Source organism: Pseudomonas sp. WS 5079, from assembly GCF_012985465.1.
GTDB lineage: Bacteria > Pseudomonadota > Gammaproteobacteria > Pseudomonadales > Pseudomonadaceae > Aquipseudomonas.
The window spans coordinates 48,943-71,960 of the sequence record NZ_JAAQWN010000014.1; the positions used below are offsets into that span (position 1 = coordinate 48,943).

General features: G+C 62.3%; 25 protein-coding genes. 16 read left to right on the forward strand and 9 right to left on the reverse strand.

Going from position 1 to position 23,018, the window contains the following annotated elements; all coding sequences use genetic code 11:
- Window position 1 precedes the first annotated feature (1 nt).
- On the reverse strand, window positions 2-1,417 hold the full coding sequence (locus HBO05_RS29455; protein ID WP_172314707.1) for a M10 family metallopeptidase C-terminal domain-containing protein: 1,416 nt from the start codon (window positions 1,415-1,417) through the stop codon (window positions 2-4).
- 161 nt (window positions 1,418-1,578) lie between these two features.
- Window positions 1,579-2,049, reverse strand: a complete 471-nt coding sequence (locus HBO05_RS26910) for an Lrp/AsnC family transcriptional regulator (RefSeq protein ID WP_169956871.1) — start codon at window positions 2,047-2,049, stop codon at window positions 1,579-1,581.
- 123 nt (window positions 2,050-2,172) lie between these two features.
- On the opposite strand from HBO05_RS26910, the gene HBO05_RS26915 reads away from it, so the two are divergent.
- Entirely contained in the window at window positions 2,173-3,411 is a 1,239-nt protein-coding gene (locus HBO05_RS26915) for a methionine gamma-lyase (protein WP_170057859.1), read from the forward strand.
- 9 nt (window positions 3,412-3,420) lie between these two features.
- On the opposite strand, the gene HBO05_RS26920 is transcribed toward HBO05_RS26915, so the two are convergent.
- Window positions 3,421-4,431: a GlxA family transcriptional regulator gene (locus tag HBO05_RS26920; RefSeq protein WP_172314709.1), complete on the reverse strand. Its 1,011-nt coding sequence runs from the start codon at window positions 4,429-4,431 to the stop codon at window positions 3,421-3,423.
- 52 nt (window positions 4,432-4,483) lie between these two features.
- Complete coding sequence (hpaR, locus tag HBO05_RS26925; protein WP_169956874.1) at window positions 4,484-4,906, reverse strand: homoprotocatechuate degradation operon regulator HpaR; 423 nt, start codon at window positions 4,904-4,906, stop codon at window positions 4,484-4,486.
- Window positions 4,907-5,119: 213 nt separating this feature from the next.
- Here hpaR (HBO05_RS26925) and HBO05_RS26930 point away from each other — a divergent pair, with 213 nt between their 5' ends.
- The gene (locus HBO05_RS26930) at window positions 5,120-6,376 is read left to right on the forward strand and encodes an OprD family porin (RefSeq protein WP_172314711.1); all 1,257 of its coding nucleotides are present in this window, start codon (window positions 5,120-5,122) and stop codon (window positions 6,374-6,376) included.
- Here HBO05_RS26930 and hpaA read toward each other — a convergent pair whose 3' ends face one another.
- Window positions 6,377-7,270, reverse strand: a complete 894-nt coding sequence (hpaA, locus tag HBO05_RS26935; RefSeq protein ID WP_169956876.1) for a 4-hydroxyphenylacetate catabolism regulatory protein HpaA — start codon at window positions 7,268-7,270, stop codon at window positions 6,377-6,379.
- Window positions 7,271-7,397: 127 nt separating this feature from the next.
- On the opposite strand from hpaA, the gene HBO05_RS26940 reads away from it, so the two are divergent.
- The 8 genes from HBO05_RS26940 (at window position 7,398) to hpaI (ending at window position 14,779) form a co-directional block, all read left to right on the forward strand.
- Complete coding sequence (locus HBO05_RS26940; protein ID WP_172314713.1) at window positions 7,398-8,063, forward strand: fumarylacetoacetate hydrolase family protein; 666 nt, start codon at window positions 7,398-7,400, stop codon at window positions 8,061-8,063.
- Window positions 8,060-8,830 (forward strand): fumarylacetoacetate hydrolase family protein, encoded by a 771-nt coding sequence (locus tag HBO05_RS26945; protein WP_169956879.1) that lies wholly within the window; start codon window positions 8,060-8,062, stop codon window positions 8,828-8,830. Before HBO05_RS26940 ends, HBO05_RS26945 begins: the two co-directional genes overlap by 4 nt.
- Window positions 8,831-8,835: 5 nt before the next feature.
- Window positions 8,836-10,296 carry a 5-carboxymethyl-2-hydroxymuconate semialdehyde dehydrogenase gene (gene hpaE, locus HBO05_RS26950; RefSeq protein WP_169956881.1) on the forward strand — a complete coding sequence of 487 codons (1,461 nt, stop codon included), beginning with the start codon at window positions 8,836-8,838 and terminating at the stop codon, window positions 10,294-10,296.
- 147 nt (window positions 10,297-10,443) lie between these two features.
- Complete coding sequence (gene hpaD, locus HBO05_RS26955) at window positions 10,444-11,301, forward strand: 3,4-dihydroxyphenylacetate 2,3-dioxygenase (protein WP_169956882.1); 858 nt, start codon at window positions 10,444-10,446, stop codon at window positions 11,299-11,301.
- A 102-nt stretch (window positions 11,302-11,403) separates the two neighbouring features.
- Window positions 11,404-11,796: a 5-carboxymethyl-2-hydroxymuconate isomerase gene (locus tag HBO05_RS26960; protein WP_172314715.1), complete on the forward strand. Its 393-nt coding sequence runs from the start codon at window positions 11,404-11,406 to the stop codon at window positions 11,794-11,796.
- A gap of 43 nt (window positions 11,797-11,839) precedes the next feature.
- Window positions 11,840-13,144 carry an MFS transporter gene (locus tag HBO05_RS26965; protein ID WP_169956109.1) on the forward strand — a complete coding sequence of 435 codons (1,305 nt, stop codon included), beginning with the start codon at window positions 11,840-11,842 and terminating at the stop codon, window positions 13,142-13,144.
- Window positions 13,145-13,156: 12 nt separating this feature from the next.
- Window positions 13,157-13,960 (forward strand): 2-oxo-hept-4-ene-1,7-dioate hydratase, encoded by an 804-nt coding sequence (gene hpaH / locus HBO05_RS26970; protein ID WP_169864354.1) that lies wholly within the window; start codon window positions 13,157-13,159, stop codon window positions 13,958-13,960.
- Window positions 13,961-13,978: 18 nt separating this feature from the next.
- On the forward strand, window positions 13,979-14,779 hold the full coding sequence (gene hpaI / locus HBO05_RS26975) for a 4-hydroxy-2-oxoheptanedioate aldolase (protein ID WP_172314717.1): 801 nt from the start codon (window positions 13,979-13,981) through the stop codon (window positions 14,777-14,779).
- Between the two features lie 148 nt (window positions 14,780-14,927).
- Here the strand turns inward: hpaI and hpaR (HBO05_RS26980) are convergent, their stop codons facing one another.
- Entirely contained in the window at window positions 14,928-15,350 is a 423-nt protein-coding gene (gene hpaR / locus HBO05_RS26980) for a homoprotocatechuate degradation operon regulator HpaR (protein WP_057441661.1), read from the reverse strand.
- Window positions 15,351-15,556: 206 nt separating this feature from the next.
- Here hpaR (HBO05_RS26980) and HBO05_RS26985 point away from each other — a divergent pair, with 206 nt between their 5' ends.
- The 5 genes from HBO05_RS26985 to HBO05_RS27005 are packed head-to-tail and all read left to right on the forward strand — an operon-like array spanning window position 15,557 to window position 19,627.
- Window positions 15,557-16,855: an FAD-binding oxidoreductase gene (locus HBO05_RS26985; protein WP_172314719.1), complete on the forward strand. Its 1,299-nt coding sequence runs from the start codon at window positions 15,557-15,559 to the stop codon at window positions 16,853-16,855.
- Between the two features lie 30 nt (window positions 16,856-16,885).
- Window positions 16,886-17,251, forward strand: coding sequence for a cupin domain-containing protein (locus tag HBO05_RS26990; protein WP_170057854.1), 366 nt, complete (start codon window positions 16,886-16,888; stop codon window positions 17,249-17,251).
- A gap of 13 nt (window positions 17,252-17,264) precedes the next feature.
- Window positions 17,265-18,086 carry a molybdenum cofactor biosynthesis F family protein gene (locus HBO05_RS26995; protein WP_169956101.1) on the forward strand — a complete coding sequence of 274 codons (822 nt, stop codon included), beginning with the start codon at window positions 17,265-17,267 and terminating at the stop codon, window positions 18,084-18,086.
- Window positions 18,079-18,882: an SDR family oxidoreductase gene (locus tag HBO05_RS27000; RefSeq protein WP_172314721.1), complete on the forward strand. Its 804-nt coding sequence runs from the start codon at window positions 18,079-18,081 to the stop codon at window positions 18,880-18,882. Before HBO05_RS26995 ends, HBO05_RS27000 begins: the two co-directional genes overlap by 8 nt.
- On the forward strand, window positions 18,872-19,627 hold the full coding sequence (locus HBO05_RS27005; RefSeq protein ID WP_172314723.1) for an SDR family oxidoreductase: 756 nt from the start codon (window positions 18,872-18,874) through the stop codon (window positions 19,625-19,627). Before HBO05_RS27000 ends, HBO05_RS27005 begins: the two co-directional genes overlap by 11 nt.
- Window positions 19,628-19,714: 87 nt before the next feature.
- On the opposite strand, the gene feaR is transcribed toward HBO05_RS27005, so the two are convergent.
- The 3 genes from feaR to HBO05_RS27020 form a co-directional block, all read right to left on the reverse strand.
- Complete coding sequence (feaR, locus tag HBO05_RS27010; protein ID WP_172314725.1) at window positions 19,715-20,650, reverse strand: transcriptional regulator FeaR; 936 nt, start codon at window positions 20,648-20,650, stop codon at window positions 19,715-19,717.
- Window positions 20,651-20,758: 108 nt separating this feature from the next.
- Window positions 20,759-21,379 (reverse strand): DUF3156 family protein, encoded by a 621-nt coding sequence (locus HBO05_RS27015; protein WP_172314727.1) that lies wholly within the window; start codon window positions 21,377-21,379, stop codon window positions 20,759-20,761.
- Window positions 21,324-22,823 (reverse strand): APC family permease, encoded by a 1,500-nt coding sequence (locus tag HBO05_RS27020; RefSeq protein WP_170043509.1) that lies wholly within the window; start codon window positions 22,821-22,823, stop codon window positions 21,324-21,326. The genes HBO05_RS27015 and HBO05_RS27020 overlap by 56 nt, the downstream gene beginning before the upstream one ends.
- Between HBO05_RS27020 and HBO05_RS27025 the strand changes: the two genes are divergently transcribed.
- Window positions 22,801-23,004 (forward strand): hypothetical protein, encoded by a 204-nt coding sequence (locus HBO05_RS27025; RefSeq protein WP_346266499.1) that lies wholly within the window; start codon window positions 22,801-22,803, stop codon window positions 23,002-23,004. The two genes, HBO05_RS27020 and HBO05_RS27025, sit on opposite strands and share 23 nt — an antisense overlap.
- Window positions 23,005-23,018 lie beyond the last annotated feature (14 nt).

Sequence of the window (23,018 nt, forward strand, 5' to 3'; positions counted from 1 at the left end):
GTCAGCTCACAATATCGCTGCGCCGCAACTCTCCCTGCACCTGCAGCAGGAAGGGCGCCTCGGTAGGCTTTCCAGCAATCTGCAACGTGCTCATGTTCGACTGGCGGTCATAACTGACGATGGCTTCGCCGCTCGCCCCAGAAAACCTGCTGACAAACTGCAACGGTCTGCCGCCCAACTGCGCGGTGATCCCTGACACATCGACTTTGTCCTGGCCACTGACAAAGTCCTGGACCCGGTCCGGTGCCGCAGCATTGGACTCGTTGATTTTTCCATAGACGAAGGTGTCGTTGCCCTTGCCGCCCCACAGCGTGTCGGCACCTTCAGCGCCGTAGAGCACATCGTTCCCGTCACCACCGCGCAACTGGTTATTCGCTGCGTTGCCCACCAGGCAATCGTTGCCTTTGCCACCCGTGGCATGCTCGATCGTGACGCCATAAGCAATGCAAACGTTGCCTTTAAGGCCACCCACATCGGAAAACGTCCCCGCCTTGAGGCTGATTTTCTGGTCCTGCTCATAACCCGAAAAGTCCAGCGTGTCGGTCCCGCCGCCATCCCAAATAGCAGCGACCATCTTGTCGTTCTTGCGGTGGATACTCAGGAAGTCACGCTGGGTATTGGAGTTGAAACCGTAGGTGGTGTCGTCATTGCGCGTCTTGAGATTGGCGCCATATCGGGACTGGTAAGCCGTTATATCGTCCAATTGTGGCGCCGATGAACGAAAGCCGTCATGCCGCATGTAGGCGGTGCGCTCGCCCCTGTAGCTCATGCCGGTGTGGCTTTGCGAATCTTCGTGGGAGTCGAGTTGGTTGCGCGTGAAGCTGCCGTCATAGCGCCCAGGATGCTGTAACCCCATCGCATGCCCCAGTTCATGGACAATCGTGTGCCGGCCGGCATCGCCAAGGGCTGCGTTGGCAACGCTGTGCTCCTCAGGCGTGTTTACAAACCACACCTCACCCCCACGGCCACTGCCCGGCAGCACCGCATGGGGGTTACCGCTCTGGGAACGGCCGTTGCGGTCGACCTTTTGCCCATAGTTGCCAATGCTGATATGCCCTTCGCTTTTTGCCGTCCTGGGCCCTTCGCTGAACTTCACGTTCGCCACATCTGCAATCGACTCAAGGCTGCGCCGGGTCTGCTGCCTCTGGTTCTCGAGGATATGGCTGAACCCGGTCTTGTTCTGCCAAACCTGCTTGGGGTCGGCGGGCGGGGCGCGGAACTCGTAGGAAACCAAGCGCGTGCCATCAGCGTTCGTGTCCGGCCAGCCCGAACTGGAACGCCACAGCGACTTGGCCGCATCCCCCGTGGTCTTGGACGCCAGCCCATTGTGCTGGATGCCATTGCCACGATCATCGCGATGGCGAAACTGATCAATCGTCTGGAACAGTGGACTTCCTTGCATTGCGGGGGTCGACATGGCTCTGGCTCCTGGGTCGTTTCAGATCCGAGAGGCACCGTTGCGTGCGCTCTACCGGCCGAACCTTGAAGGAGCCTGGCTGGCTGCGGTATCACGAAAAGTCTGCATTTGTTATGGGAAACAGCGACGCGCAGGCTGGTTGTTTCAAACAAAGACCGTCATCACCCCGGCAACGGAATCACCCGCAACGGCCTGACCGACTTGTAGGAAAAGCTCGAATAGATTTCCTTCACACACGGCAATGTCTGCAACACCTCCCGGGCAAATTCGCCGAAGGACTCCAGGTCCTTGGCCACCACTTCCAGCAAAAAATCATAGCGCCCGGACACGTTATGGCAGGCGACGATTTCCGGGATGTCCAGCAACCGCTGTTCAAACGCCCGGGCGATTTCCTTGGAGTGGGTGTCCATCATGATGCTGACAAACGCCGTGACCCCATAGCCCAGGGCCTTGGGCGAGAGAATCGCCTGGTAGCCGCCGATCACGCCGCTGTCTTCCAGGTTCTTGATCCGGCGCCAGCACGGCGAGGTGGTCAGGGAAACGCGCTCGGCCAGTTCGGCAACGGTCAGGCGCGCGTTGCCTTGCAGGGCGTTTAACAGGGCTTTGTCGGTACGGTCCAGGCTGCTGGGCATGTCTTGCCTCAAATTGTTATTTTTATGGGACTTCATCCTTCGCCAGCGGTTTTTCTCGGCAAAGTAGGCAACGTTCGGCCTCGGTTATGAGCATAGCATTGTAGGAAATAAGGAGCGTCCGACATGCACAATAAACACAATACATTCGGCTTTTCTACCCGCGCCATTCACTACGGCTACGATGCGCAAGACCATCACGGGGCCCTGGTGCCGCCGATCTACCTGTCGGCGACCTTTGCCTTCCCGACCGCCGAATACGGCGCGGGGTGTTTTGCCGGTGAAGAAAGCGGGCACTTCTACACGCGCATTTCCAACCCGACCCTGGCGCTGCTGGAGTCACGCATGGCCACCCTGGAGGGCGGCGAGGCAGCAGTGGCATTCAGTTCCGGCATGGGCGCGATTGCCGCGACCTTCTGGACCCTGCTGCGCCCCGGCGATGAGGTGATCGTCAGCCAGACCTTGTACGGCTGCACTTTCTCCCTGCTGCACCATGGCATCGGCCAGTTCGGCGTCAAGGTGCGCCATGTCGACCTGTCGGACCTCGACGCCCTGCGCGCCGCACTCTCCCCCGCGACCCGCATGATCTACTGCGAAACCCCGGCCAACCCCAACCTGCAATTGATCGACATTGCCGCCGTGGCCAAGATCGCTCACCAGCAACCCAACATTACTGTGGTCATCGATAACACCTACTGCACCCCGTACCTGCAACGCCCGCTGGAAATGGGCGCCGATGTGGTGGTGCATTCGGCCACCAAGTACCTCAGCGGGCATGGCGATATCACCGCCGGGATCGCCGTCAGCCGCCATGACCTGGCACAACGCATCCGCCTGCAAGGCTTGAAGGACCTGACCGGTGCCGTCCTGTCGCCCCAGGACGCCTTTTTATTGATGCGCGGCCTCAAGACCCTGGCCCTGCGCATGGATCGCCATTGCAGCAATGCCCAGGCCGTGGCCGAAGCCTTGCAGGCGCACCCGGCGGTCGCGTCGGTAACCTACCCCGGCCTGCGCTCCTTCCCACAATACGAGTTGGCGGCGCGGCAGATGAAACTCTCGGGTGGCATGATTGCCTTTGAACTCAAGGGCGGCATCGCCACCGGCAAGCGCTTCATGAACGCGCTCAAGCTGTTCAGCCGCGCGGTCAGCCTGGGCGACGCCGAATCCCTGGCCCAGCACCCGGCGAGCATGACCCATTCCACCTACACCCCAGAGGAACGTGCCCAACACGGGATTGCCGAAGGGCTGGTGCGTTTGTCGGTAGGGCTGGAGGATATTGCAGACCTGCTGGCCGATATCCAGCAGGCGCTGGCGCATTGCGTCAAGCGTGCGCCGGCGAGCAAACCGGCGACCCATTCTGTGTAGGAATGGGGGTCACTTCACCAGCCGGGTTTCCTTCGAAGGCCTGTAGCCGAAGTAGGCGCTGTAGCATTTGCTGAAGTGGCTGGGCGACACGAACCCGCAGGCCACCAGCACATCGACCTGGGACAGTTCGGTGTGCTGCAGCAGGCGCCGGGCCTCGGTGATGCGCAACTCCATGTAATAGCGCTGCGGTGTGGTGCCCAACTGCTCGCGAAACAGGCGCTCCAGCTGGCGCCGCGAACGCCCGGCATACACCGCCAGTTGCTCCAGGGCCAGGGGTTCTTCGAGGTTGGCATCCATCAGGCGCACCACCTCGCGCAGCGGCGCACTGACGCAGATATTTTCAGCGGGCTTGATCCGCCGGTAACGCGACTCCTCGAACGCCAGGATATCTTCGATACCTTCCACCAGCGCCTTGTCGTGCAGGCTCTTGATCCAGTCCAGGGCCATATGGAACGCACCGGATGGGCTGGATGCGCTGAGACGGTCACGATCGATCACATAGGGCTCGCTGCTGACTTCGGTGGCCTTGGCGATTTCCGTCAGGGCCGGGCGATGCTCCGGGTGGATGGCACAGCGATAGCCATCCAGCACCCCGGCCTTGCCCAGGAACCACGCCCCGTTCCATAGCCCGGCGAGGATCACGCCCTGCTGCGCGGCGGCCTTGAGCAGTTCGATAAGGCTTTCACCGGCCTTGAGCTGGGTGCGATAGCCACCGCAGATCACCAGCAGGTCGAGATCGGCCAGCGCGCTGTGCTCAAGGCGCGCGTCCGGGCGAATCACCAGGCCCAGGTCGCTGATCACCTCCTGCTCGTCCAGGCCGAAGGTGCGCGAGGTGAACAGCCCAGGACGCAGCAGGTTGGCGGTGATCAGAGTGTCCAGCGCCTGGGTGAAGGCCGGCAGGGAAAAATGTTCCAACAGCACAAACCCCGCGCGAACCAGGCGTGGGGCCTGGCCCGGGGTTTCGTTCAGGTAGCGCAGGTTCTTGCCTTTCATCCCGCCGCTAAATTGCCGTCTTTCCATGAGTGTTCAACCTGTCTGCGGCGCTGTATGAGGCGCCATCGCCAGCAACAGCTTAGGGCTTGATGTTTTTCAACTGGTTGAGCAATTCGAGCAGTTGCTGCAATTGCTCTTCGCCGAACTGTTCCTGGATCTTCTGGTAGTTGCTTTCCATCCCCGCGCTCATCTCGACGAAGCACTGTTGCCCCTGCTCGGTGAGGTTCACGAACACGCGGCGCTGGTCTTCGCTGGACTTGCGCCGGCGCACGATGCCGTCGCGTTCCAGGCGCGTCAGCACCCCCGTCATGCTCGGCTTGAGGATGCAGGCCAGGTGCGCCAGTTGATGGCTCTCCAGTTCGCCTTGCTGGCGCAGGATCCGAATCACCCGCCACTGCTGTTCGGTCAATTGATGTTCATTGAGCAACGGGCGGAAAAACGCCATGGCGGCTTCACGGGCCTGCAGCAGGGTCAGCGTCAGGGAAGGTCTGGGAGTGGACATGGCTCACGCGCATAAGAGATCGAAGCGTCGAAGCTTAGGGTCGGCTCCACGGGCATGCAAGCCGGCCGCCGCACAAACTCGTTAATCTCGACACGAATTATTTTATAAAGATGCAAATTGCCTACCCAGAATAAATATAACATGTTAACAATATGCCACTCCCTTCAGTGATCCGAAGGGCGATACCTACAAAAACAACAAAAGGAATCTGTCATGCATTTGCGCCTCCTTCCCCTGGCGGCCAGCGCGGGCCTGTGCGCTACGTTCAGCCCCCTGAGCGCCTACGCCGAGTTTATCCAGGACAGCAAGGCCAGCCTCGACCTGCGCAACTTCTATATGAACCGTGACTTTCGCCAGACAAACGCGCCGCAGAACAAGGCCGATGAGTGGGCCCAGGGCTTTGTGCTGCGCCTGGAGTCGGGCTACACCGAAGGCCGGGTGGGCTTTGGCGTGGATGCCCTGGGTGAACTGGGGGTCAAGCTCGATTCCAGCCGTGACCGTCGTGGCACCGGCCTGCTGCCGTATGGCGCCAGCCAGCAGCCCGTCGACAACTACAGTGAACTGGGCCTGACGGCCAAGGTGCGAGTGTCGAAAACCGTGCTCAAGGCCGGCACCCTGCAGCCGCAGCTGCCGGTGGCCGCCTATAACGACACCCGGCTCCTGCCCTCGACCTATACCGGCGAGCTGCTCACCTCCCAGGACATCGCCGGCCTGACCCTGAACCTGGGCCGCCTGGAAAAACAAAACCTGCGCGATTCTTCCAGCAACGACCAGATGAGCTACGCCGGCGTCGACAGCAGCCACCTGGACCTGGCCGGCGGCACCTATGCAATCACCCCGCAGTTGGCGACGACTTACTACTACGCACAGATGCAGGACATCTACCGCCAGCACTTCATCGGCCTGGTGCACGACCTGCCGCTGAGCAACGGCATGAGCCTGCGCAGCGACCTGCGTTACTTCGATACCCACGAGCAAGGCAGCCATGATTTGCGTGGCGCATCGCGAGTGGACGGCGGGCGCATCGACAACCGGTTCTTCAACGGCATGCTGAGCCTGTCGACGGGGGCCCACAAGTTTGGCCTGGGCTATCAGAACCTCTCGGGCGACGGCGATTTCGCCTACCCCGGCATGGACCCCTATTCGGTCAACCTGGTGACCATCAACGTCTTCACCAAGGCCCAGACCGATGCCTGGCAGGCGCGTTACGACTACAACTTCGCCGCCCTTGGCCTGCCGGGACTGACCTTCATGACCCGCTATGTGGATGGCAGCCACGTGCAGACCGCCAGCGTGCGTAATGGCCGCGAATGGGAGCGCGATACCGACCTGACCTACACCGTGCAGAGCGGGCCACTGAAAAACGTCAACGTCAGGCTGCGTAACGCGACCCTGCGTTCGAGCAACGGCCTGACCAGCGATATCGACGAAAGCCGCATCATCGTCGGCTACAGCCTGGCGCTGTGGTGATCAACGCAGGCCTGCCTGGCGCAGGCGGTACTCCCCCGGTGTCATGTGCGCATAGCGCTGGAAGAACCGGCTGAAATAAGCCGGGTCCTTGAACCCCAGCTGATAGCAGATTTCATTGGCTGAACCACCGGTAAACAGCAGCAGGCGCTTGGCTTCCTGCATCAGCCGTTCAAGCACCAGGCGCTTGGACGGCAGGTCGGCAATGCGCCGGCATACGTCGTTGAGCCGCGCCTCGGTCACGCCGATTTGTTCGGCGTACGCCGACAGCGGCCAATGCCGCAAATAGTGGTCTTCGATCAGCTCATTGAAGCGGTGGAAGATGCGCAGGTCTTCATGGCGCGCCGGGCGTGCTTGCAGGGAGTTGGCGCACAGGCGCAGCAGGCTGATCATGATCAACCGCGTCAGGCTTTCCAGGGCCGCCGCCCGCCCCGCGCCGGTGCTGTTGATCTCGCCGCTCAACTCGTCGAACAGCCAGTCCAGCCGCTTGATCTCGGGCTCGAACTCAGGTGCCAGGCGGGCCAGCGCCACGCAGGCGGGTGGGATCTGTGGGCCGGGCGCCAGGCTCGGGTCGGCATCGACCAGCGCCCGCACCCACTGCTGGCGCACGGTCAGTACGTGGCCATCGGCGTCGGCTTCAGTGACAAAGGCATGGGCCACCGTGGGCGGCGTGAGGAAAAACATCGGCCCCGATTCCAGGTACTGCTGATCGTCGAGGTAGACCCGCACGGCGCCGCTCTTGACGTAATGCACCTGGAAGAACCGGTCATGCCGATGCACGGGCATGTTGCGCCCGAAAAAACCCGCCAGGTTGCCGAGCCGATCGTAATGCACGTCGGCATCGCTGTAGCGCTGGTCGTAGACCTGGCCGATGTTGATGTTGGGGATCGGTTTCACAGGCTTCTCTTTATTGTTTTTTGCACCCGATGATTTTGCCACGCTTGACGGTAGTTAACATATTAATTATAACGTTAACACATTAACGAACTGCCTTTAGAGCAGTCGCCATCGCCAGGAGAAATCCATGAGCCGTACCCTGCATGATGTTGCCAGCGGCACCCTGTTCGGCGTCGCGCTGAACTACCAGGGCTTGCTGAACCAGCGTCTCGCCGAATTCGAGCAGCCGCCGTACCAGAAGCCCCCGGTCAAGCCGGTGCTGTTTATCAAGACCCCCAACACCCGCAACAGCCATGACGGCATCGTGCACCAGCCCCACGGCGAGCGCCTGCAACCGGGCCCGGCCCTGGGCGTGGTGATCGGCAAAAGCGCCAGCCGCGTCAGCGTGGAAAATGCCCTGGAGCATGTGGCGGGCTATGTCATCGTCAATGAGTTCAGCCTGCCGGAAGACAGCTACTACCGCCCCGCCGTCAAAGCCAAGTGCCGCGACGGGTTCTGCGCCCTGGGCCCTGAACTGGTGGCCCGCGAACAGATCGCCACCCCCCATCAGTTGAGCCTCAAGCTGTTGGTCAACGGCGAGTTGCGCCAGCAGAACACCACGGCCAATTTTGTCCGTGACATTCCCCGGCTGATCGCCGAGATCAGCGAATTCATGACCCTGCATGCAGGCGATGTGCTGATCACCGGCACGCCCGAAGGCCGGGTGGATGTGCAGCCCGGCGACACCGTCGAAGTCCAGATCAGCGGCCTGGGCCGCCTGGTCAACCACATCCAGGCCGAGGAACAGCCATGAAGCACGCGCGTATCCGTTTTGAAGGCCAGGTCCATCAGGTCCACGTCGAAGATTTCAATGCTGTGCGCCTGGCCGATGGTCGGTTGCTGGCCGAAGACCAGGTGCAGTGGCTGCCACCGGCCACCGGCAATATGTTCGCCCTGGGCCTGAACTACGCCGACCATGCCGCCGAACTTGCCTTCGCCCCGCCGACCGAGCCGCTGGCATTCATCAAGTCGCCGGGCACCTACACCGGACACAACCAGATCACCTGGCGCCCGGACAACATCGCCTACATGCACTACGAGTGCGAGTTGGTGGCGGTGATCGGCAAGCCGGCGCGCAACGTCAAGCGCGAGGACGCCCTGGAGTACCTGGCCGGCTACACCGTGTGCAACGACTACGCGATCCGCGACTACCTGGAAAACTACTACCGCCCCAACCTGCGGGTGAAAAACCGCGACGCCACGACCCCGGTCGGCCCGTGGATGGTCGACGTGGCCGATGTGCCGGACCCAGGCAACCTGACCCTGCGCACCTGGATCAACGGTGAGTTGCGCCAGGAAGGCAGCACCCGCGACATGATTTTCGATATCCCCTACCTGATCGAATACCTGTCCAGCTTCATGACCCTGCAACCCGGCGACATGATCGCCACCGGCACCCCCGAAGGCCTGGCCGACGTGGTGCCAGGGGATGAAGTGGTGGTGGAAGTGCAAGGCGTCGGCCGCCTGGTCAACCGAATTGTCAGCGAGGCGGACTTTTTCGCCGCCCGGAAAGAGGCTTGAACCCCATGATCAAACACTGGATCAACGGCCGTGAGGTCGAAAGCAAAGACACCTTCATCAACTACAACCCCGCCACCGGCGAGGCGATTGGCGAAGTGGCCAGCGGTGGCGCCGAAGAAGTCGCCCAGGCCGTGGCTGCGGCCAAGGAAGCCTTCCCCAAGTGGGCCAACACCCCGGCCAAGGAGCGCGCGCGCCTGATGCGCAAGCTCGGTGAGCTGATCGAGCAGAACGTGCCGCACCTGGCCGAACTGGAAACCCTGGACACCGGCCTGCCGATCCACCAGACCAAGAACGTGCTGATCCCACGGGCTTCGCACAACTTCGATTTCTTCGCCGAAGTCTGCACGCGCATGGACGGCCACAGCTACCCGGTGGACGACCAGATGCTCAACTACACCCTGTACCAACCGGTAGGTGTGTGTGCGTTGGTATCGCCGTGGAACGTGCCGTTCATGACTGCCACCTGGAAGACCGCACCGTGCCTGGCCCTGGGCAACACGGCGGTACTGAAGATGTCCGAGCTGTCGCCTTTGACTGCCAACGAACTGGGGCGCCTGGCCCTGGAAGCGGGGATTCCCAAGGGCGTGCTCAACGTGATCCAGGGCTACGGCGCCACCGCCGGCGATGCCCTGGTGCGTCACCCGGATGTGCGGGCGATTTCCTTTACCGGCGGCACCGCCACCGGCAAGAAAATCATGCAGACCGCCGGCCTGAAAAAGTACTCCATGGAGCTGGGCGGCAAGTCACCGGTGCTGATTTTTGAAGACGCCGACCTCGAACGGGCCCTGGATGCCGCGCTGTTCACCATCTTCTCGCTGAACGGCGAGCGCTGCACCGCCGGCAGCCGGGTGTTCATCCAGCAGAGCGTGTACCCGCAGTTCGTCGCCGAGTTCGCCGCCCGCGCCAAACGCCTGATTGTCGGTGACCCGCAAGACCCGAACACCCAGGTGGGCTCGATGATCACACAAGCCCACTATGACAAAGTCACCGGCTACATCAAGATTGGCCTCGAAGAAGGCGCCAACCTGGTGGCAGGCGGCCTGGAGCGGCCGGCGAACCTGCCGGCGCACCTGGCACGCGGGCAGTTTATCCAGCCGACCGTGTTCGCCGACGTCAACAACAACATGCGCATCGCCCAGGAAGAAATTTTCGGCCCGGTGGTGTGCCTGATTCCCTTCAAGGACGAAGCCGAGGCCCTGCAACTGGCCAACGATACCGAATATGGCCTGGCGTCCTACATCTGGACCCAGGACATCGGCAAGGCTCATCGCCTGGCCCGTGGCATCGAGGCCGGTATGGTGTTTATCAACAGCCAGAACGTGCGCGACCTGCGTCAGCCGTTCGGCGGGGTAAAGGGCTCGGGGACCGGTCGCGAAGGCGGCCAGTACAGCTTCGAAGTATTCGCAGAAATCAAGAACGTGTGCATCTCCATGGGCAGCCATCACATCCCGCGCTGGGGCGTGTAACTGTGGAAGCGGGCTTGCCCGCGATGCTCGTCAACGATAACGCTGACTTTCAGGGTTAACGCGCTGACCTTGGGTTTTTCGCGAGCAAGCTCGCTCCTACATAGTCCATAGCGCACCAACAAGAATAATGAAATCAGGAGAATGATCATGGGTGAAGTAGTCCTGGCGGCGAAAATCTGCCACGTGCCTTCCATGTACCTGTCGGAACTGCCGGGCAAGCACCACGGTTGCCGCGCCGCAGCGATTGCCGGGCACAAGGAAATCGGGCGCCGCGCCCGTGAATTGGGGGCCGACACCGCCGTGGTATTCGACGTGCACTGGCTGGTCAACAGCGGTTACCACGTCAACAGTGGCGAGCGATTCCAGGGCACCTACACCAGCAACGAACTGCCGCACTTCATCAAGAACATGGAATACGCCTACCCCGGTTGCCCGCAGCTGGGCGAGCTGATTGCCGCCGAAGCCAACCTGGCCGGGGTGCGCACCATGGCCCACAACATCCCGAGCCTGGAGCTGGAATACGGCACCCTGGTGCCCATGCGCTATATGCACATGGACGTGCCCCAGGAGCAGAAATTCAAGGTGATCTCCATCGCCGCCTGGTGCGCCTGGCATCGCCTGGAAGACAGCTTCGCCTTCGGTGCCGCCGTGCGCCGGGCCATCGAGAAGAGTGATCGCAAGGTGCTGGTGCTGGCCTCCGGCTCCCTGTCGCACCGCTTCTCCGACGACCGCGAAGCCGAAGCCAACATCCACAACTGGACCCGCGAGTTCGACAAGCAAGTGGACATGCACGTGGTGCAGATGTGGCGCGAAGGCCGCTTCAAGGAGTTCTGCGCGATGCTCCCGGACTACGCCGAACACTGCTTTGGCGAGGGCAAGATGCACGACACCGCGATGCTCCTGGGTTTGCTCGGCGGGCCTGAGTACAACCGCCCGGCAGAGATCATCACCGAGCCGTTCGGCAGCTCCGGCACTGGCCAGATCAACGCCATTTTCCCGATTTAACACGGTAGGAGCCGGCTGCCGGCGATCGCGGTGTGCCTGGCACCCACGCGCCTGCAGTCCGGCCGCCATCGCCGGCAAGCCGGCACCTACAAGGAGAGCAAAATGCCGCATTTCATCGCCGAATACACCGACAACCTCGAACACCAGGCCGACCTGCCGGGGCTGTTTGCAAAGGTCCACCAGGTGCTGGGAGACAGCGGCGTGTTCCCCCTGGGCGGCATCCGCAGCCGCGCGGTGCGCCTGGACACCTGGCGCATGGCCGATGGCAAGCACGACTACGCCTTCGTCCACATGACCCTCAAGGTCGGCCACGGTCGCGACCTGCCTACCCGTCAGGCGGTGGCTGAAGCCCTGTTCAGGGTGATCACCGAGCACTTCGCCGTCCTGCAGGCACAACGGCTGCTGGCCCTGTCCTTCGAGATGGTCGAGTTGCACCCGCAGTTGAATTTCAAACAGAACAACGTCCACGCGTTTTTAAGCAACCAGGCGGGTTGACCCCGCCTCCCCCAACGGCCTCTCAGACAAAAAGTACAACATCATGAGCACAGCCAATACCGCCCACAGCGTCACCCTTGCCGAGCATGATCGCACCCACAGCACCGTCACCTGGCGCCTGATGCCGTTGCTGCTGATCTGTTACCTGTTTGCCCACCTGGACCGGATCAACATCGGGTTCGCCAAGATGCAGATGAGCAGCGACCTGCACTTCAGCGACACGGTGTATGGCTTCGGTGCCGGTCTGTTCTTTATCGCCTACGCGCTGTTCGGCGTGCCCAGCAATATCGCCCTGGACCGCGTCGGGCCACGGCGCTGGATCGCCTGCCTGATGGTGGTGTGGGGCATCCTGTCCACCAGCATGCTGTGGATCGAAAGTTCCACCGGCTTCTATGTCCTGCGTTTTTTGCTGGGCGTGGCCGAGGCGGGTTTCTTCCCGGGGATCCTGGTGTTTCTCAACCGCTGGTACCCGGCGCGCCGACGCGCGCAGATCACCGCCCTGTTCGCCATCGCCGTGCCCATGGCCGGGGTGATTGGCGGGCCGCTCTCGGGGGCGATCCTGGAAAACTTCCACGACTTTGGCGGCATGCGCGGCTGGCAGTGGATGTTCCTCATCGAAGGCGCCCCCGTGGTGCTGCTGGGCCTGGTGGTGCTCAAGTACCTGCCGGACAGTTTTGAAACGGTGAAGTGGCTGGAGCCTGCGCAAAAGCAACAATTGCGCGAGCAACTGAGCACCGAGGAAAAGCGCAAGTCCATCACCTCCTTCGGCGGCATCCTGCGCGACCCGCAAGTGTGGCTGCTGGTGGCGATTTACTTTGCGGTGATGCTGGCGGTCAACACCCTGGCGTTCTGGATGCCCACCCTGATCCATGGCGCCGGCATCGGCCGCGACAGCCAGGTCGGCCTGCTGAGCGCCGTGCCGTATCTGGCCGGCTGCTTCTTCATGATCGGCTGCGGGCGCTCTTCGGACCGCAACCGCGAACGCCGCTGGCACTTGTGCGTGCCGCTGCTGATGGCCGCCGCCGGGATTGCCGTAGCCGGCCTGGCACCGGGCAACTCGCTGGTGGTGATGGGCGGCCTGATCGTCGCCGGCATGGGCGCCAGCGCCGCGCTGCCGATGTTCTGGCAACTGCCGCCGGCCTTCCTGTCCAACTGCACCCAGGCGGCCGGGATCGCCATGATCAGCTCGTTTGGCAGCATCGCCTCGTTCCTTGCGCCCTACCTGATCGGCTGGATGCGCGACACCACCCAAAGCGCCAGCCTCGCCCTGTACGTGCTGGCGCTGTTTATCGCCCTTGGCGGCCTGCTGGTGTTGCGCACCAACGCCGCCATCGTCAACCCTCAGTAAGAGACCCTTGTCATGCTCGATCCACAGCTCATCCTGCAAGCCGCTGCCCAACTGGACCATGCCGAACGCAGCCGCGAACAGGTACGCCAGTTTTCCCTCGATCATCCGGCGATCACGATCGAGGACGCCTACGCCATCCAGCGCGCCTGGGTCGCCCAGAAGATCAAGGGCGGGCGCAAGCTGGTCGGGCACAAGATCGGCCTGACCTCGCGGGCGATGCAGGTGTCGTCGAACATCACCGAACCGGACTACGGTGCGCTGCTCGATGACATGCTGTTTGAGGAAGGCACCGACATTCCATTCGAGCGCTTTATCGTGCCGCGGGTCGAGGTCGAACTGGCCTTCATCCTCGGCAAGCCGCTCAAGGGCCCCAACTGCACGATTTTCGATGTGCTCGACGCCACCGAGTGGGTGATCCCGGCCCTGGAGATCATCGACGCGCGCATCCAGCAGGTCGACCCGCACACCAAGGCCACGCGCAAGGTGTTCGACACCATCTCCGACAACGCCGCGAATGCCGGCGTGGTCATGGGCGGCCGCGCGGTGCGGCCAACCGAGATCGACCTGCGCAAAGTGCCGGCGGTGCTGTATCGCAACGGCGTGATCGAAGAGTCCGGGGTCTCGGCCGCCGTGCTCAACCACCCGGCCAAGGGCGTGGCGTGGCTGGCGAACAAGCTGGCGCCCTACGACGTCACCTTGCTGCCAGGGCAGATCATCCTCGGCGGCTCGTTTACCCGGCCGGTGGCGGCCAGCCCGGGCGATACCTTCCATGTCGACTACGACATGCTCGGCTCGATTTCCTGCCGATTCGTCTGACACCTGGAGGACTGATTCATGGACATGCCTGTCAACCGCTTCAAACAGCGGCTCACCTGCGGGGAGCCGCAGATCGGCCTGTGGCTGGGCCTGGCGCACGCGTACTGCGCGGAACTGGCGGCCAATGCCGGTTTCGATTGGCTGCTGATCGACGGCGAACACGCCCCCAACGACTTGCGCGGCATGCTCGGCCAATTGCAGGCCGTGGCGCCCTACGCCAGCGAGGCGGTGATTCGTCCGGTCCTTGGCGACACCGCATTGATCAAGCAGGTGCTGGATATCGGCGCGCAAACCTTGTTGGTGCCGATGGTCGAAAGCGCCACCCAGGCCCGGGAACTGGTGCGCGCCATGCGCTATCCACCCCAGGGCATCCGCGGCGTGGGCAGCGCCCTGGCGCGGGCTTCACGCTGGAACAGCATCGACGGCTACCTGGACCAGGCCGACGCACAGATGTGCCTGCTGGTGCAGATCGAAAGCTTGCAAGGGCTGGCCAACCTCGACGCGATAGCGGCTGTCGAAGGCGTGGATGGCGTGTTTATCGGCCCGGCGGACTTGAGTGCATCCATGGGCCACCGGGGCAATCCGGGGCACCCTGACGTGCAAGCGGCAATCGAAGATGCCATTGCGCGGATCCGCCAGGCGGGCAAGGCGGCGGGGATTCTCAGTGCCGATGAGAAACTCGCCCGGCGGTACATCGAGCTGGGCGCGGGGTTTGTCGCAGTGGGGGTGGATACCACGGTGCTGATGCGTGGGTTGCAGGGGTTGGTGGGCAAGTTCAAAGACAAACCCGCGCCAGCGAGCACTGGCGGCGTCTACTAATCACCTTCAAACGCCGCAGGACCCGATGTGAGAGCGGGCTTGCTCGCGAAAGCGGTGTGTCAGTCAATATATTCGGTGACTGAACCACTGCTTTCGCGAGCAAGCCCGCTCCCACATTTTGGATGTGTGGTGTTTGAGAGATCGTGTTTCAGCGCCTGATGTTTTTCAGCTCATCCAACAACCCCAGCAAGGTCTGCAACTTTTCCTCCCCCAACTGCTCCTGCAAACGCTGGTAGTTGGCCTCCATGCACTGGCTCATGGACGCAAAACTCGCCCGGCCCTTGTCCGCCAGGGTCACCAGTACCCGTCGCTGATCCTGCTCGGCCTTGCGCCGATGGATCATCCCCGCCGCTTCCATGCGTACCAGCACGCCAGTCATGCTCGGCTTGAGGATGCAGGCCAGTTCCGCCAGTTGGTAAATCTCCAGTTCGTCGTGTTGATTGAGGATGCGGATCACCCGCCATTGCTGCTCGGTCAGGCCGTGTTCGTTCAGCGAGGGGCGGAAAAAACTCATGGCCGCTTCGCGGGCCTGTAACAGGGTGAGGGTCAGGGACTGCCGGGGTTTGAGCATAGAGTCAGGGTCACGTGATATTTAGTTAATGTTTTAACGAAACTCTAACATCCCCGCTCCACGCTCGCGCTATAACTTAAGGGTCGCGCACGTCCATGGCGCGCTGAATCAAAAGCCCCGGCAGGCAGGATCAAGACATTGATCGCGCCAAGGCCCCTAATGAAGACATCTGCTTTAGAGCCTTCCTTCACTTTTCAGGCTGCGCCATGATCACTATTGAAACCCCCACGTATTACACCGCTACCAAGAAGTACAACCTGAGCTTTCCCACCCTGGAACAGGACATCGAGGCCGACATCGTGGTAATTGGCGGCGGCTTTTCCGGGATCAACACGGCTCTGGAACTGGCAGAAAAGGGCATCACCAATATCGTCGTACTGGAGGCGCGCTACCTGGGTTTTGGCGGCACCGGGCGCAATGGCGGGCAGATCATGGCCGGCATTGGCCACGACCTCGAGAAGATCAAGCAAGACGTCGGCGAGGATGGCCTGCGCCAGGTGTTCGAGATCAGCGACCTGGGCGCCGACATCATCAAAGACCGGATCGCCAAGTACAACATCGATGCCGACTTTTGCCACGGCTACGGCTATATGGGCTTCAACGCCCGCCAGGAAAAAACCCTGCGGGCCTGGGAAAAAGACTTCAAGTCGATCAACAGCAAGCACGAAATCCGCTTCCTCGGCGGCTCCGACGTGAAGCAGATCATCGGCTCCGACGCCTACGGCAGCGCCCTGCTGCATATGGGCGGCGGGCATGTGCATTCGCTGAACCTGCTGCTGGGCGAAGCCAGCGCCCTGGCTGGCCTTGGCGTGCGGATCTTCGAGAACAGCCCGGCGCTGGAAGTCAGCTATGGCGAGCGCATCACCGTGCGCACCGGACGCGGCTCGGTCAAGGCCAGCAAGCTGTTGTGGGCGTGTGACAGTTTTCTCAACAAGCTGGAGCCGGAGCTGCATCGCTCGACCATCAACACCTACGCGTTCCAGATGATGACCGAGCCGTTGAGCGAAGAGCTGATCCAGCGGATAAGCCCGATTCGCGGGGCCTACAGCGATATCCGCCCGGTGATCGACTACTACCGCGTGACCAATGAAAACCGCCTGCTGTTCGGCGCCGCCACGCCATTGGTCGAGCACATTCCCGGCGATTTGAAAGCCTGGAACCGCAAGCTGATGCTGAAGATTTTCCCCTACCTCAAGGACGTGAAGATCGACCTCGCCTGGGGCGGCCCGATGGCCTGCAGCCCCAACCTGTTCCCACAGATCGGCACCTTGCCGGGGCGCAGCAATGCGTTCTTTGTCCAGGGTTACTCGGGCTTTGGCGTCACCCCCAGCCACATCATCTGCAAGGTCCTGGCCGAAGGCATGAGCGAAGGCTCGGCGCGCTATGACCTGGTCAGTTCGATCCACCGTCCGACGATCATCGGCAAGGACGCAATCCGCCCCTTGCTGCTGACCGCCGGCAAATCCTGGCACCAACTGTCCGGTTACTGGAATGGTCGCCGCTAACCCCGTTTTTATCCCTATGGAGCAACTGCCATGACCCTCGTCACCCTCAAGAAAGATATCCAACTGTCTGAACTCGATGCCTGGGGCACCGTTGCCGATCTCGGCAGCGAAATCCTCGCCGGCGAACTCAAGGCCTTCGGCAAAATGACCTTCGGCGCGCCGACCGACCCGGTCAGCAGCGCCTACTTCGGCACCACCCAGGGCACGTTCCGCATGGTCTACCCCTTTAACGAACAGGCCACCGTGGTCACCGGCGAGGTGCGCCTGACCGACGAGTCCAGCGGCCAAACCACCACCTATAAGGCGGGCGACAGCTGGTTCGTGACCAAGGGCACGCCAGTGCTGTGGGAAGTGCTCAGCGCAAGTTTCGTCAAACACTACTTCGCGGTCGTATGAACGGAGGCCGGTGATGACTCACCCATCTGACTGGATCACCGTCGGCGCCCTCGCCGACGGCTTTGCCCCCCAGGCCTTTATCCTGCCCAACCTGGCAGACCTGGACGGCAAGACGTTCACCCTGCACTTCGCCAATGGCTGGCAGATAGCGCATCATTTCGCTCAGCAGAGCCTGTCCTGGAGCGCCCTGGACGGGCACTCCAGCGGCACGGCGCCCTACCGTGCCACGTCGATCCGCCCCGGCCTGTACCTGGTGGACTTCATCAAGCATGAAGGCGGGCAGGACTGGTCCATCAGCCTGGTGCTCGACACCCACAGTGCCTCGTTCACCGCCGTCATCGGCCGCCTGCCCTCCCCGGCAGACACCGCCGAGGGCCTGTACAGCCGCGCCCTGGCGGGCAAGCCGTTAACCGCGGTGGCCGTGGACTTCCTGCATGGCAGCCTCGACCGCCCGTGGCAGGAAGGGTTGTGCCCCCACACGCCGACACGCGAGTTGGTGGGCCTGCGCAACCAATACCGCTACAGCCCGAGCGAGGTCTACGAGCACCTCTACCTCAACGACCAGTTCTATGCCTGGCAGTGCCTCAAGGGTGTCGAGCAAGGCCTGTGCGACACCGATCGCTGCCATTACTACAAGATTGCCGATGAGCTGTACCTATTTGTCTGGCGCGAAAAAATCATTCCCACCCTGGGCCTGGTGCTGATTGACCTGCAACAGCACCGCAGCGACGGCAAGATCTTCGGCTACGCCGGTTCCTCGTTCGATGCGCTGTCGAACTTCCCCATCAGTTCCTATTGCCAGGTGCTCAACCGCACGGAGTATGCCGATGACTGAGCCACGCACGGTGCTGATCACCGGGGCCGGCACCGGTATCGGCGCCGCGTGTGCCCGGCTGTATGCGGGCGAAAAGACACAACTGGTACTGATCGGCCGGCGTCGCGAACCGCTGGAGCAGGTGGCCGCAGACACCGGCGGGCTGATCCTGGTGGGCGACGCGGCCTGCCCCGTGACCTGGGAAGGGTTCATCACGCAGATCCGCCAGCGCTATGGGCGTCTCGATGTGCTGCTGGCCTGCGCCGGCGGCCATGGCGTGGGCAGTGCCACGCAAACCCCACCGGCCACCTGGGAAGCAGCGTTGCGCGGCAATCTCGACAGCGCCTTCTACAGCGCGCGGGCCTGCCTGCCGCTGTTGCTGGAAAGCGCTGGCAATATTGTGCTGATCGGCTCCATCGCCTCACTAGCGGCAGGCCCCGAGGTGTGCGGCTACACCACCGCCAAACATGCGCTGCTGGGGCTCAACCGCTCGTTGGCCCGGGATTACGGGCCGCGCGGGGTGCGGGTCAATGCGGTGTGTCCGGGCTGGGTGCGCACGCCCATGGCGGATCAGGAAATGCAGCCGTTGATGCAGGCCTATGACGAGAGCCTGCAGCAAGCCTATGCCCGCGTGTGCGCCGATGTACCGCTGCGCCGCCCGGCCAGTGCCGACGAGATCGCCAAGGTCTGTCGCTTCCTGGCATCGGCTGACGCGTCGATCATCACCGGCGCAGCCCTGGTGGCCGACGGCGGTTCAAGCATTGTCGATGTGCCGACACTGGCCTTCGCCCATCTGGAGCCCACTCATGCCCCATGACCTGGACTTCAGCGGCCAAGTGGTTCTGGTCACTGGCGGCGCCCAGGGCATCGGTCGTGGGATTGTCGAAGGGTTTGCCAGGCGCGGCGCCCAGGTGCTGATTGCCGACCGACAAATCGCCACGGCCCAGGCCCTGGCTGACGAACTTATAGCCCATGGTTGCCAAGTCGCGGCCGTTGGTATCGACCTGGCGGATGCCAGCGCGGTGTTCGCGCTGATGCAACGCCAGGAACGACTCGACGTACTGGTCCACAACGCCGGGTATTTCCCGCTGACCTGCTTTGAGGACATCACCCCGGCCATTCTCGAGCGCACCCTGGCGGTGAATCTCTCGGCCCTGTTCTGGCTGACCCAAGGCGCCCTGCCGATGTTCCGCCGCCAGGGCCGCGGCTGTGTACTGGTGACTTCATCAGTGACCGGCCCCAGGGTGGCGTACCCCGGGCTGAGCCACTATGCGGCGTCCAAGGCCGGGGTCAACGGCTTCATTCGCAATGCTGCGCTGGAACTGGCGGGGTTGAATGTACGGGTCAACGGGGTTGAACCGGGCATGATCGCGACACCGGCAATGAGTAACCTGGGAGATGGCCAACTCAACGCCAGTATTGCCAGCCGCGTGCCGTTGGGACGCTTGGGCAGCGCCGCCGATATCGCCGGGGCCATGCTGTTTCTGGCTTCGGGGCTGGCCACCTATATCACCGGGCAAACGCTGGTGGTAGATGGCGGCTCAACCCTGCCGGAAGTCTGAAACCCAACCTGTAGGAGCCGGCTTGCCGGTGATGGCAGTCTGTCAGCCGGCTCCTACGTTCCATCTACTGGGCGGGTCAGATCCTGTTCAGGCCATTCGGCTGGATCGAAACGCCTTGGGTGACTGCTCGAACTGCTTCTTGAACGAGCGGCTGAAATGCGCCGAATCGGTAAAACCCCACTTATAGGCAATCGAGGTAATCGATTCGCTACGCAGGAACGGGTTGGTCAAGTCATCGGCGCTGCGCTTGAGCCTTGCGCGCTGGATGTAGCGGCAGACGCTGTCGTCCTGTTCTTCGAACAGCCGGTACAAATGGCGTACCGAGATGTTCAAGCGGCTGGCCAGGCCGACGGGGCTCAGGCCAGGCTGGCTGAGGGACTCATCAATGACCTTCTGCACGTAGCTGCGCAGGTTGTTACCTTGCAACGCGCCGGTGTCATCGCGCGCGTCGTCGTCCTGCTCCAGGGCGGAGCCCAGCAGCGACACAAAGGCACACTGCAACGCCTCGACCTCATCCTCGGCACCTTCGCCGCCCTTGCACAATTGGTCCATCAACACATGCAGCATGCGCCCACAGGCTTTGCTGGAGGAAATCTTGCCAAAGGTTTTTGCTTGGCTGCCCATCTGCTTGCACACCTGGGCGCGCGGCAACGACAGCGAGATATGTTCGATCAAGCCGAACGGGGTGATTTCAATGGAGCCCACCGAGTCCATCAGCAGCAGTTCGCCAGGGGCCAGTTGCACGCGCTGGCCGTTCTGCACGACCTGCGAATAGCCGCTGCGCTGGCTGACCAAAAAGCAATCCTGGTCATTGTCATGGTCGGGGTTGCTGACCTGGCGCTTGATCAGGCCGGCGTTGGTACGCAGGCTGGCCAGGGGCAACCCGCCGTTTGAAAGCATGGAAAACTCGCCGATAAACAGCGAACGATTAAAGGCCAGTTCGGTGTCGAAGTGGCCGCACATCGCACGCAAGTCGCGGTTCCAGGTGTCGAGCCCCTGTTGTGCACTCTGTTGGATACCCATGGGTGTCTCCACAATGGCTTATTGTTTTTGTCGGGCAATAGTTAACATGTTATCTATATGCGCGCAACAAGTACCTGTCCACCCTTGTGTTTGCACTAATGATGCCAATCAGAGCGTGCGCAATACGCGCTGCAAGCCGAGCAGCGCTGCCAGCAGCACGTCCCGCTGTTCGCGGCTCAGGGCGATGTAGCGGCGAAAGGCAGGCATGCGGTTGACCACCTCGCTGCCGCCCATGTGTTCCAGGCGCACGTGCCAGTGCCGGGCGTGCAGTTCAATGTGCAGGTGCTTGAAATCCAGGGGCATCAATGCCTGGTGCAAGGCACTGTCCTGTTGCAAGCGCACCTGCAGCTGCCCCAGCAATGCACCCTCGCCCGAGCGTTGCCGGCAGCGGATCCCGGTACGTCGAACGGCCCCGCCATGGTGCAATTCAAAGCGTGCCGCGCCCTCTGTCGAGGCGGGCAGGCACAAGCTGAACTCGGTCATGACCAGGTGCATCAACAGCTGCGATTCGGTGCGCTCGCGGATTTCCAGGTGCAGGCTGCCATCGTCCAGGGCAGCCCGCGCCAAGGTCGGCGACACCTGCTCGAAACGCGCCAGCCCCAAATTGCGCCGCAGTTGCCCCAGGGTGCGCCCCGGCTGATAGCCCGCTGGCGCCCGTTGTGCGCTGAACAGCTCAGACAGCTTTTGCCGCAGTGCTGACATAGCCGTTGTGAGAGTGACCCGGTTCATTGGCAAACTCCTTGGCCAGCACGTCTTCCACCGACGCCGGCGTGAATGGATTGACCTTCTGCACCACCAGGGTCCAGAACAGCGCATACACCGCAGTGCCGCCCAGCATCACGCCGAACGGGACATAAATATCCGCCGGGTCCATCCCCGGCGGTGTGATAAACCACATCCCCAGCAGGATGCCGGCGCTGGACAGCAGCTGCGGCAGCGGGAACCACGGCGAGCGGTAGGCCCGTGGCAAATCGGGGCGACGAATGCGCAGGATCACCACCGACACCGTGACCAACAGGTAAGCGAAACTCCACGCACACACCGCCGCCAGCACCAGGTGCATGATGTTGTCGGTGTTGCCGCCCAGGTACAGCGCGTGCAGGCAGGGAATCAGCATCGCCACCAGGATGCACAGCACCGGGGTCTTGAAGCGTGGGTGCAGGTAGGTGAACACCTTGGGCAACGCGCCATCCACCGCCATGCCGTAGAGAATCCTTGGCACGCCGGCCATCAAGGTATTGATGGTGGCGGCGCCGGCAAACAGAAAGCCGATCCCCAGCCACAGCGGCCCGACCTGCCCCATCACCTGCTCGGCAAAGCGTGGAATGGCCATGGGCGTATCCAGCAAATGCACGCCGCTGGCCGCGTCCAGCACTACGTTTTGCACCTGGCGCTTCATGGCCGCGCCGTAGATGAACATGCACGTCGCCACCCCCATCAGGCCGAGCATCATCGCCCGCGGCATGACCTTGGCCGACTGGCGCAGGTCCGGCGCCAGCGGGGTGACGAATTCGCAGCCGACAAACATGAACATCGCCATGCCCACCAGGGACAACACCGTCACCAGGTCGCTGCCCACCATGGACTGGCCAAACCAGCCGTCCAGTTGTACCGCTGGCGCGGCGATCAGGCCGAGCACGCCAAACACCATCAAGGTGGTCCACATGCCGAAAGTGAGGATGATCTCGGCGCGGCCAAAGGCACTGACGCCAAACACATTGAGCAGGCCGAACACCAGCACGAAGCCCACCCCCAGCAACCAGGAGCCACCGGCGGATTCGGCCAGGGTATTGAGGTGTTCAAAGTTCACCAGGGCCATGACCCCGGCCAGGATGGTTTCAGCGGTGCCGGCAAACACGTGCACGATCAAATAGGCCGACAAGGTGCCGGTGATCGCAAAAAAACGCCCCATGCCGCAATTGATGTAGTCGTACACCGAGCCGGTGGTGGGCAGTATCGAGGCGGCCTCGGCGAAGGTCGTGGCCTGGGCCAGCATCATCACCACGGCAATCAGCATGGCCAGCGCAAACGCGCTGCCGCCGATGCCAAAGCCCATGGTCGCGGTAAGGATCACCGGGCTTGCCATGATCAGGCCAATGGTGCTGGCCAATGCGGTGGGGAAACCCACCGTACCCCGGTTCAGGTGCGCGGTGAGTCTGTCATTGATCGACATGGTGCAGATCCTCGAAAGGGATTTTTTAGAAGTGTTTGCACTGTGCGCCCCGCCCAACCTGATCGTCTTGCCCCTGGCTGCCGCCGGTTTTGTTGCTCCCTGCCAGGGCCTGCGGCCTGGCGGCCAGGATCAATTGCCTGGCACGCAGGTGAAAGACTTGCGCCGCCGACGCTCGCCCTAATGTGCCCTCAACTT

What these genes read in the sequence shown, in the direction of transcription:
- HBO05_RS29455 (WP_172314707.1), bottom strand. Translation starts at nt 1,417, where the DNA reads ATGTCGACCCCCGCAATGCAAGGAAGTCCACTGTTCCAGACGATTGAT.
- HBO05_RS26910 (WP_169956871.1), bottom strand. Translation starts at nt 2,049, where the DNA reads ATGCCCAGCAGCCTGGACCGTACCGACAAAGCCCTGTTAAACGCCCTG.
- HBO05_RS26915 (WP_170057859.1), top strand. Translation starts at nt 2,173, where the DNA reads ATGCACAATAAACACAATACATTCGGCTTTTCTACCCGCGCCATTCAC.
- HBO05_RS26920 (WP_172314709.1), bottom strand. Translation starts at nt 4,431, where the DNA reads ATGGAAAGACGGCAATTTAGCGGCGGGATGAAAGGCAAGAACCTGCGC.
- hpaR (WP_169956874.1), bottom strand. Translation starts at nt 4,906, where the DNA reads ATGTCCACTCCCAGACCTTCCCTGACGCTGACCCTGCTGCAGGCCCGT.
- HBO05_RS26930 (WP_172314711.1), top strand. Translation starts at nt 5,120, where the DNA reads ATGCATTTGCGCCTCCTTCCCCTGGCGGCCAGCGCGGGCCTGTGCGCT.
- HBO05_RS26940 (WP_172314713.1), top strand. Translation starts at nt 7,398, where the DNA reads ATGAGCCGTACCCTGCATGATGTTGCCAGCGGCACCCTGTTCGGCGTC.
- HBO05_RS26945 (WP_169956879.1), top strand. Translation starts at nt 8,060, where the DNA reads ATGAAGCACGCGCGTATCCGTTTTGAAGGCCAGGTCCATCAGGTCCAC.
- hpaE (WP_169956881.1), top strand. Translation starts at nt 8,836, where the DNA reads ATGATCAAACACTGGATCAACGGCCGTGAGGTCGAAAGCAAAGACACC.
- hpaD (WP_169956882.1), top strand. Translation starts at nt 10,444, where the DNA reads ATGGGTGAAGTAGTCCTGGCGGCGAAAATCTGCCACGTGCCTTCCATG.
- HBO05_RS26960 (WP_172314715.1), top strand. Translation starts at nt 11,404, where the DNA reads ATGCCGCATTTCATCGCCGAATACACCGACAACCTCGAACACCAGGCC.
- HBO05_RS26965 (WP_169956109.1), top strand. Translation starts at nt 11,840, where the DNA reads ATGAGCACAGCCAATACCGCCCACAGCGTCACCCTTGCCGAGCATGAT.
- hpaH (WP_169864354.1), top strand. Translation starts at nt 13,157, where the DNA reads ATGCTCGATCCACAGCTCATCCTGCAAGCCGCTGCCCAACTGGACCAT.
- hpaI (WP_172314717.1), top strand. Translation starts at nt 13,979, where the DNA reads ATGGACATGCCTGTCAACCGCTTCAAACAGCGGCTCACCTGCGGGGAG.
- hpaR (WP_057441661.1), bottom strand. Translation starts at nt 15,350, where the DNA reads ATGCTCAAACCCCGGCAGTCCCTGACCCTCACCCTGTTACAGGCCCGC.
- HBO05_RS26985 (WP_172314719.1), top strand. Translation starts at nt 15,557, where the DNA reads ATGATCACTATTGAAACCCCCACGTATTACACCGCTACCAAGAAGTAC.
- HBO05_RS26990 (WP_170057854.1), top strand. Translation starts at nt 16,886, where the DNA reads ATGACCCTCGTCACCCTCAAGAAAGATATCCAACTGTCTGAACTCGAT.
- HBO05_RS26995 (WP_169956101.1), top strand. Translation starts at nt 17,265, where the DNA reads ATGACTCACCCATCTGACTGGATCACCGTCGGCGCCCTCGCCGACGGC.
- HBO05_RS27000 (WP_172314721.1), top strand. Translation starts at nt 18,079, where the DNA reads ATGACTGAGCCACGCACGGTGCTGATCACCGGGGCCGGCACCGGTATC.
- HBO05_RS27005 (WP_172314723.1), top strand. Translation starts at nt 18,872, where the DNA reads ATGCCCCATGACCTGGACTTCAGCGGCCAAGTGGTTCTGGTCACTGGC.
- feaR (WP_172314725.1), bottom strand. Translation starts at nt 20,650, where the DNA reads ATGGGTATCCAACAGAGTGCACAACAGGGGCTCGACACCTGGAACCGC.
- HBO05_RS27015 (WP_172314727.1), bottom strand. Translation starts at nt 21,379, where the DNA reads ATGAACCGGGTCACTCTCACAACGGCTATGTCAGCACTGCGGCAAAAG.
- HBO05_RS27020 (WP_170043509.1), bottom strand. Translation starts at nt 22,823, where the DNA reads ATGTCGATCAATGACAGACTCACCGCGCACCTGAACCGGGGTACGGTG.